Genomic DNA, 8077 nt, shown 5'->3' with positions numbered 1-8077 from the left:
TGGCCGAGTTCGGCGCGCTCGACGTGCACCTGATCAGCCAGTCGTCGAACAACCTCAACCTCACCTTCGTCGTCGACGAATCGCTCGCCGACGACCTCATCCCGCGCCTGCACGCGCTGCTGATCCGTGCCGACGCGCTGCGCGTCGAGGACGGCGCCGTGTTCGGACCGAGCTGGCGCGAGCTCGGCGAACCGGCCAAGGCGCCGCGCGAATCGTGGTGGCGACGCGAACGTACCGCGCTGCTGCGGCTCGCGGGCGAAGCGTCGCCGCGCTACGTCTATTCGCTCGACGCGGTGCGCGCGCAGGCGCGCTCGCTGCGCGCGCTCGGTGCGGTCGACCGTTGGCACTACGCGCTCAAGGCGAATCCGCATCCGGCGATCCTGCGTGCGTTGCACGAGGAAGGCTTCGCGTTCGAATGCGTGTCGCTCGCCGAAGTCGAGGCCGTGCGCTCGGCGCTGCCGCAGCTCGCCGTGGAGCGCATCCTGTTCACGCCCAACTTCGCGCCGCGCGACGAGTACGCGGCGGCGCTCGCGCTCGGCGTGCGCGTCACGCTCGACGCGCTGCATCCGCTGCAGTACTGGGGCGAGCTGTTCGAAGGACGCGAGCTGCACCTGCGCGTCGACCTCGGCAGCGGTCGCGGCCACCACGACAAGGTGCGCACCGGCGGTGACGCCTCGAAGTTCGGCGTCGCGCTCGACCAGGTCGACGCGTTCCGCGCACTCGCGCGCGAGCGCGGCGCGCGCATCACGGGCCTGCACGCGCACCTCGGCTCGGGCATCCTCGATGCCGGCCACTGGCGCTCGGTGTACGGCCAGCTCGCGAGCCTCGCCGAAGGCTTCAGCCGGATCGAGTCGCTCGACATCGGCGGCGGCCTCGGCGTGCCGTCGCGTCCGGACGAACGCGCGCTCGACCTCGACGCGCTCGGCGAGTCGCTCGCCGAAGTGAAACGGGCGTATCCGCAGTTCGCGCTCTGGATGGAACCGGGCCGCTTCCTCGTCGCCGATGCGGGCGTGCTGCTCGCGCGCGTGACCCAGACCAAGCGCAAGGGCGGCGTGCACTATGTCGGCGTCGACACCGGCATGAACTCGCTGATCCGTCCCGCCTTGTACGATGCCTGGCACGAGATCGTGAACCTAACCCGCCTCGACGAAGCGCCCGCGACGATGGTGCAGGTGGTCGGCCCGATCTGCGAGAGCGGCGACGTGCTCGGCGCCAACCGGCGACTGCCCGAGTGCCGCGAGGGCGACGTGCTGTTGGTCGCGCAGGCGGGCGCCTATGGCGCGGTGATGGCCTCGCACTACAACCTGCGCAAGCCGGCGGCGGAGGTGGCCTTGTGACCGAGAACGGCTCGACGCGTGGTCGGTGGGCGTTTCGCTCGCGCTGCCCCACCATGCCGCCTTTTTCCCCATGACGCGGAGCGAGGATTGGCGTCCTTCGGCATTGGCCATCGCTCGTGAGGGGCGACGATTGTTTGAAAGCAAGGAACCCGATGAGCAGCGATAGTCCGCGCACCGCGCGCGCGTTCCGCTTCGTCCGCCGCAGCTACGCCGACGGCGTCGTGGAACTCGTCTACGCGTTCGACGACGGCGACGAACTCGTCGAGCGCATCGTGTTCCCCGATGCGCCCGCGATCGATCCGGTGCACGTGCACGCGTTCGACGCGGCGCTGGACCTGCTGCACTTCATCGCCGGGGTCAGCTATTACAAGGCCGGCGTGCCGGGCGAATTGCACGTCGAGACGCGGCTGCCCGACGCGGCGACCGCAGCGTTCCTCGATGCGCTCTACCTGCATGGGCTCGGCGAGTTCGCGTACCACAACAAGCTCGATTTGCGCGGCAGGATCCGGTTTCCAGTGCGCGCGGCCTCGGTCCCGGCCGATGGAGCGAAGCGCATCGCGGCTTCCGCTGCTCCCACGGGAGCTCCCGCTCCCGCGGAGAGCGAATCGCCCCGGCGCACGCTCGTGCCGATCGGCGGCGGCAAGGACTCGCTCGTCAGCGTCGAGATCCTCAAGGCCGCCGGCGTCGACGCGACCGCGGTGTGGGTCGGCAACTCGCCGCTGATCGCCGCGTGCGCCGCGCGCACCGGCCTGCCGACGCTGAACATCCGCCGCGAGCTGTCGCCGCTGCTGTTCGAGTACAACCGGCAGGGCGCCTACAACGGCCACATCCCGGTCACCGCGATCAATTCGGCGATCCTCGCGGTCGCCGCGGTGCTGTACGGCTACGATGCGATCGCGTTCTCGAACGAGCGCTCGGCGTCGAGCGCGACGCTCGAGTACGACGGCCAACCGGTCAACCACCAGTGGAGCAAGGGTTGGGAGTTCGAGCGCGGCCTGCACGAACGCCTGCACGCGCTCGTGTCCCCCGCACTCGATTACTACTCGCTGCTGCGCCCGCTGTCCGAACTCGCGGTCGCCGAGCGCTTCGCGCGCACGTCGCGCTACGACGACGTGTTCTCCAGTTGCAACCGCAACTTCCGCATCCTCGGCCCGAAGCCAGCCGACCGCTGGTGCGGCCAATGCCCGAAGTGCCACTTCGTGTTCCTCGCACTCGCGCCGTTCATGCCCAAGCCGCGTCTGCTCGCGATCTTCGGCCGCAACCTGCTCGACGACGAAGCGCTCGCACCCGCGTTCGACGCGTTGATGGAGTACCGCGACCACAAGCCGTTCGAGTGCGTCGGCGAAGGCGGCGAGTCGCGCGCGGCGATGCACGCGCTCGTGCAGCGCGCGGAGTGGCGCGAGGATGCGCTCGTCGCGCGTTTCGCCGAGGAAATCCTGCCGCAACTCGACGCAGGCTCGATCGCGCTCGCGCCGCTGCTCGCGCCGTCGGGGGAGACGCGCATCCCGGCCGCGCTGCGGCCCTGGGTCGAGGACCCGATCGAGGGGCGTTCCGCCGATGCGCTTCGCTGACCTCGCCGGCCGGCGCGTCGCGGTCTGGGGCTTCGGTCGCGAAGGCCACGCCGCGCTTGCCGCCCTGCAGCTGCGCCTGCCGGGGCAGCCGGTCACGCTGTTCTGCAGCGCGGCCGAAGGGCCGTACGGCCAGGCGGTGCATCCGGCCGCCCACGTCGTGACCGAAGCGCCGACGGCGGGCACGCTGTCGAGCTACGACGTCGTGATCAAGTCGCCGGGCATCCCCGCGTATCGACCCGAGATCCTCGAGGCCCAGCACAACGGCACGCGCTTCACCTCGGGCACCGCGCTCTGGTTCGCCGAGAGTCCGGCCGCGCGCGTGATCGCGGTGACCGGCACGAAAGGCAAGAGCACGGTCAGCGCGCTCGTTGCGCACCTGTTGCGCTCGCTCGGCCGTCGCGTCGCGCTCGCCGGCAACATCGGCCTGCCGCTGCTCGAGCTGCTCGACGCGGAACCGTCGCCGGACTGGTGGGTGGTCGAGCTGTCGAGCTTCCAGACGCGCGAAGCGGGCCCGCTCGAGGTCGGGCTCGTCAGCAACATCTACGAAGAGCACCTCGACTGGCACGGCACGCGCGAGCGCTACGTCGAGGACAAGCTCGCGCTCGCGGCGGTCGCGCGCACGCTCGTCGTCAATGCGCGCCTCGACGAGGTCGTCGCGCGCACGGCGGCGCACGCCGACCGACGCACGTTCGGCGACGCGCGCGACTGGCACGTCGCCGGCGGCACCATCCTGCGCGGCGGCGAGCACGTGTTCGACCTCGCGGCATCGCCGTTGCCGGGCGCGCACAACGCGCTCAACGCCTGCGCCGCGCTCGCCGTGGTCGAGGCGATGGGCGAAGACGCGCGCGCGGCGGCGCCGGCGATCGCGACGTTCCGGCCGTTGCCGCACCGCCTGCAGGCGCTCGGCACGCGCGGCGGCATCGACTACATCGACGACAGCATTTCGACGACGCCGCAGGCGACGCTCGAAGCCCTCGCGAGCCTGGGTGGACGCGCGGTGAGCGTGCTCGTCGGCGGCCATGATCGCGGCCTCGACTGGCACGCGTTCGCCGATGCGGTGCGCGCGCGCCCGCCGCATGCGATCGTGACGATGGGCGCGAACGGTGCGCGCATCGCCGCGCTGCTGCGCGAGACCGGCGGGGGTTACGCGCTCGCGTCGGCGACGACGCTCGCCGACGCGTTCGCGCTCGCGCGCGCGGCGACGCCACCGGGCGGCGTGGTGCTGCTTTCGCCCGGCGCGCCGAGTTTCGACCAGTTCAAGGACTACACCGAGCGCGGCTGCGCATTCGCGCGCCTGGCCGGATTCGATCCCGCGGCGATCGGCCGCATCGAAGGCCTCGGCATCGCGTAGGGCGGCGGCACGCGCCGCGCGCTGCGTGTCGGGAGATCGCCCTTCGGCATTCGGCGCGCCTTGGGCTGTCATATGCTCCACGTCCGGTCCGCCGTCGCGCGTGCGAGGCATACCGCCGCCCCACTCGACCGGGAGACCCGATGTCCGCCTTCAAGTTCCTGCCGTTCGCCCTCGTGGCGTCGTTCGCCTGTTCGGCGCTGGTCGCCGTGCACGCGGCGCCGCCGCCGGTCGACGCGCTGCGCCTGTACACGCTCGATTGCGGGCGCGTGAAGTTCAAGGATTTCGGCATGTTCGCCGATACCGGCGAGTACGACGGCCAGCCCGTCGAGATCGCCGATCCGTGCTTCGTGATCCGTCATCCGAAGGGCATCCTGCTCTGGGACACCGGCCTCGGCGATGCGGTCGCCGCCCATGCCGATGGCCTCGCATCCGAGAAATCGGGCATCCACCTGCGGGTCCCCGTCACGCTGGCGTCGCAGCTGCAGACGCTTCGCATCGCGCCCGCCGATGTCACCTACCTCGCGTTCTCGCACATGCATTACGACCATACGGGCAACGCGAACCTGTTCGGCGCGTCGACCTGGATCCTCGACGAGGCCGAGCTCGCGGCAGCGACCGGCGAACCGACTCCGCACGGCGACGATCCGCCGACGTTCAGTGCCTACAAGAGGGCGAAGAAGGCACTCATCGACGGCGACCACGACGTGTTCGGCGACGGCAGCGTGCGCATCCTCAAGGCGCCCGGCCACACGCCGGGCCACCATGTCCTCGCGCTGCGGCTGAAGAACAGCGGCACGGTGATCCTCTCGGGCGATCTCTACCACAGCCTCGACAACCGCGCGTTCCGTCGCGTGCCCGCCTTCAACGTGAGCCGCGCCGATACCCTCGCTTCGATCGACCGCATCGAGGCGATCGCGAAGAACACGCACGCGCGCGTCGTCATCCAGCACGCGGTCGAGGACTTCGAGAAGTTGCCGAAACCGCCGGCGTACCTCGACTGACCGCCGCCGGTGCGAAGCGCGAACACTCGCCGCCGAGGGTTCGTGCGAAAATCGCGGCATGAACCGCTACCTCGTGCTCGTCATGCGCAACCCTGGTTTCGATGTGGGCCTCGTCGGCGCCCATCGCGATTTCCTCGCCGGCTTGCGCGCCGAGCAGCGCATCGAGCTCTCGGGCGGTTTCGGCGACGCGAGCGGCGGCGCCTACCTGTTGCGCGCGGAATCGCTCGCGCACGCGCGCGCGATCGCCGAGCGCGATCCGCTGCATCGCGAGCGCGCCTCGACCGTGACCGTGTACGAATGGAACGCCTCGTGAGCGCGCCGGGCCCGCGCGTCTGGGACGTGCCGACGCGCGCGTTCCATTGGTCGCTCGTCCTGCTCGTCGCGGCGCAGTACGCGAGCGGCGAGTTCGGCTGGCCCTCGATGGAGTGGCACTACCGCTGCGGCTACGCGACGCTCGCGCTGCTCGTGTTCCGCGTCCTGTGGGGCTTCGCCGGTTCGCAGACGAGCCGCTTCGGCGATTTCCTGCGCGGCCCGCGCGCGGTACTGCGCTACCTCGTCGCGCTGCGGCGCGGCGAAGCGCCGCGGGCCGCCGGGCACAATCCGCTCGGCGGCTGGTCGGTCGTCGCGATGCTCGCATCGATCGCGCTGCAGGCGGCGAGCGGCCTGTTCGCGAGCGACGACATCAGCGAGGACGGCCCGCTCGTCGCGCGCGTCTCGGCCGCGACCGTCGCCCTCATGACGCGCGTGCATGCGTGGAACCGCTACGTGCTGCTCGCGCTGATCGTGCTGCATCTCGGCGCCATCGCCGCCTACGCGCTGCGCGGCACGAACCTCGTTGCGCCGATGTGGACGGGACGCGCACGCGAGGGCGCGGCGCCACCGCTGCGCTTCGCTCCGGCGTGGCTCGCGCTCGTGCTCGGCGTTCTTGCCGCAGGCGCCGTGTGGGCACTCGTCGCCTGGGGCGAGGCGGGGTGACCACCCGCGTCCGCGCGTCCGTGCGCGGAGCAGGCCGGATTCAGCCGTCGAAGCCGTCGGCGAATACCGAGTCGTTGGCGTAGAAATAGGCCGCGCCCTGGTATTGCGCGATGCTGCCGTCGGCGTCCGCGCCAACGAGCAAGGTCGCGCCGTCGGTCGCCACGTCCCAGCCGTACGAGTCGCCGTCGGTGCCGTGACCGCCAGCGAGCGTCTGCGCCAGCGACCACGTCGTTGCGTGCGCGGTAAACATGCCGACGTGACCCGCTTTCGGCGGCGGCGGCGTACCGCCCGGCTCGTCGTTGTAGCTCCACATGCCGACCAGCGCGACGCCGCCGTGCATCGCCACCGACTGGCCGAACTGGTCGTAGGCGACGCCGGCGTCGTCGACGAGCTTCTGCGCCTGCACGAACGAACTCCCGCTGCCGTCGAACACGTAGGCAGCGCCCTGGTGCACGTTGGCGGCGATCGTCGCCGCGGGCGCGCCGACGAGGAGGGTCGGGCCCGACAGCGCGACCGCATAGCCGAACTGGTCGCCGTCGGCGCCGTCGTCGGCCTGAAGCTTCTGCGTTTCCGTGAACGTGCCGCCCGCGTTCGCGTAGACGTAGACCGATCCGACCGGATACACGCCGCTCGAGGAATAGTCGGCCCCGGGCGCGCCGACGACGACGGTGGTGCCGTCACTCGCGATCGCGCCGCCGAAGAAATGGTCGTCCATGTTCTGGCCGTCGCTCGCGCGGATCGTCTGCACGAGCGACCAGCTGCCGCCGCTTTCGGCGAACGCGTGCACCGCGCCGCGTCCGCCTTCGGTGCTCATGTTGTAGGACGGTTCGCCGACGAGCACGACGTCGCCCGCGAGCGCGACCGCGCGGCCGAACCAGGTCAGGGTCAGCGGTGCCGGCGAGGCGAAGTCCTGCACCTGCGACCAGGTGCCGTCGCCGCCGCGCGCGAACAGGTAGGCGCCGCCCGCGGGCCCGTACATCGGGTTGAACATCTCCGGCGCGCCGACGAGCAGCCGGTCGCCCGCCGGCGACAACGACAGCGACCAGCCGAAGAAGTCGGACCAGTTCGGCGGCGCGTTCGGCGACTGCGTCGCGGTGATTCGCTGCGTCTCGATCCAGTTGGCGCCGTCGAGGTGATAGACGTAGACCGCGCCGGATCGCGCGAGCGGTGCCGGCGCGCTCACGAACGCGGTGTCGCCCGCGACGAGCACGCGGAAGCCGAACAGGTCACCCGCGGCGCCATCGGCCGCGACGACCCTCTGTTCGATCCACGCCGAGGTCGTGCCCGGCAGGCCCGCCGGATCGAGCGCTGCCGCGGGCAGCGGCAGCGCCTGCCGGACCAGCCCGGGGTAATGCATCGCGTCGGCCGCCTGCCACAGGCGCGGTGGCGTGGCCGACGCGGGCGCGGCGAACGTGCCCGCGAGCGCGAGCAGCAAGGCACCCGCGGGCGCCCGGTACGGTTGACTCATGACCATCGAAGATTCCCCTCTGTGGATTGCAGTGCGCGCAGCCCTCACCGGCACGGGGTGCAAACGCGCGCGCCCGGACGGTCGTCGCCGTCGGCGTCGATGGTTCGCCGCGTCGCGCGGAAGCGCACTACAAAAGGGTGATGAATCCGTTTACTTCGCGTATCCGGCGCATCGGACCCATGCGCACGGCGCGCAATGCCCGTACCGCGCGCGCGGCGGGGCGCGCAGGCAAGGGCGTGCGGTGCAGGAGTGAGGATCGACGGCGATGCGGCCGTCGTCGCGGAAACGCGCCGGTCGCGCGCGGCGCATCCGACGCGTGGGCGTCGTCGCGTGAGGGGGCCGGAGCGCCTCGTCGGTCCGGCCTGCGTTGCGGC

The 8077-nt window shown here is 71.4% G+C and carries 7 protein-coding genes; 6 read left to right on the top strand and 1 reads right to left on the bottom strand.

The annotated features are described in order from the left end of the window. From lysA to VI238_RS11100, 6 genes are all read left to right on the top strand, one after another. Nucleotides 1-1337, top strand: a 1337-nt coding sequence (lysA, locus tag VI238_RS11125; protein WP_331651298.1) for a diaminopimelate decarboxylase, incomplete at its 5' end; no start/stop codon positions are given. A gap of 152 nt (nt 1338-1489) precedes the next feature. Continuing rightward, nucleotides 1490-2908, top strand: a complete 1419-nt coding sequence (murL, locus tag VI238_RS11120) for a UDP-N-acetyl-alpha-D-muramoyl-L-alanyl-L-glutamate epimerase (RefSeq protein WP_331651296.1) — start codon at nt 1490-1492, stop codon at nt 2906-2908. Next, nucleotides 2895-4259, top strand: a complete 1365-nt coding sequence (gene murD, locus VI238_RS11115) for a UDP-N-acetylmuramoyl-L-alanine--D-glutamate ligase (protein ID WP_331651294.1) — start codon at nt 2895-2897, stop codon at nt 4257-4259. Before murL ends, murD begins: the two co-directional genes overlap by 14 nt. A 140-nt stretch (nt 4260-4399) precedes the next feature. Further along, nucleotides 4400-5260 (top strand): N-acyl homoserine lactonase family protein, encoded by an 861-nt coding sequence (locus tag VI238_RS11110; RefSeq protein ID WP_331651292.1) that lies wholly within the window; start codon nt 4400-4402, stop codon nt 5258-5260. 58 nt (nt 5261-5318) lie between these two features. Next, complete coding sequence (locus VI238_RS11105) at nt 5319-5573, top strand: YciI family protein (RefSeq protein ID WP_331651290.1); 255 nt, start codon at nt 5319-5321, stop codon at nt 5571-5573. After that, the gene (locus VI238_RS11100) at nt 5570-6235 is read left to right on the top strand and encodes a cytochrome b/b6 domain-containing protein (protein WP_331651288.1); all 666 of its coding nucleotides are present in this window, start codon (nt 5570-5572) and stop codon (nt 6233-6235) included. Before VI238_RS11105 ends, VI238_RS11100 begins: the two co-directional genes overlap by 4 nt. Nucleotides 6236-6275: 40 nt before the next feature. Here VI238_RS11100 and VI238_RS11095 read toward each other — a convergent pair whose 3' ends face one another. Then, complete coding sequence (locus tag VI238_RS11095; RefSeq protein ID WP_331651286.1) at nt 6276-7709, bottom strand: hypothetical protein; 1434 nt, start codon at nt 7707-7709, stop codon at nt 6276-6278. Nucleotides 7710-8077 lie beyond the last annotated feature (368 nt).

The sequence above is a fragment of the Dokdonella sp. genome (assembly GCF_036518555.1).
Taxonomy (GTDB): Bacteria; Pseudomonadota; Gammaproteobacteria; order Xanthomonadales; family Rhodanobacteraceae; genus Dokdonella_A.
The sequence above is the reverse complement of the archived record's forward strand: the minus strand, read 5'-3'. Positions and strand labels throughout refer to the sequence as shown.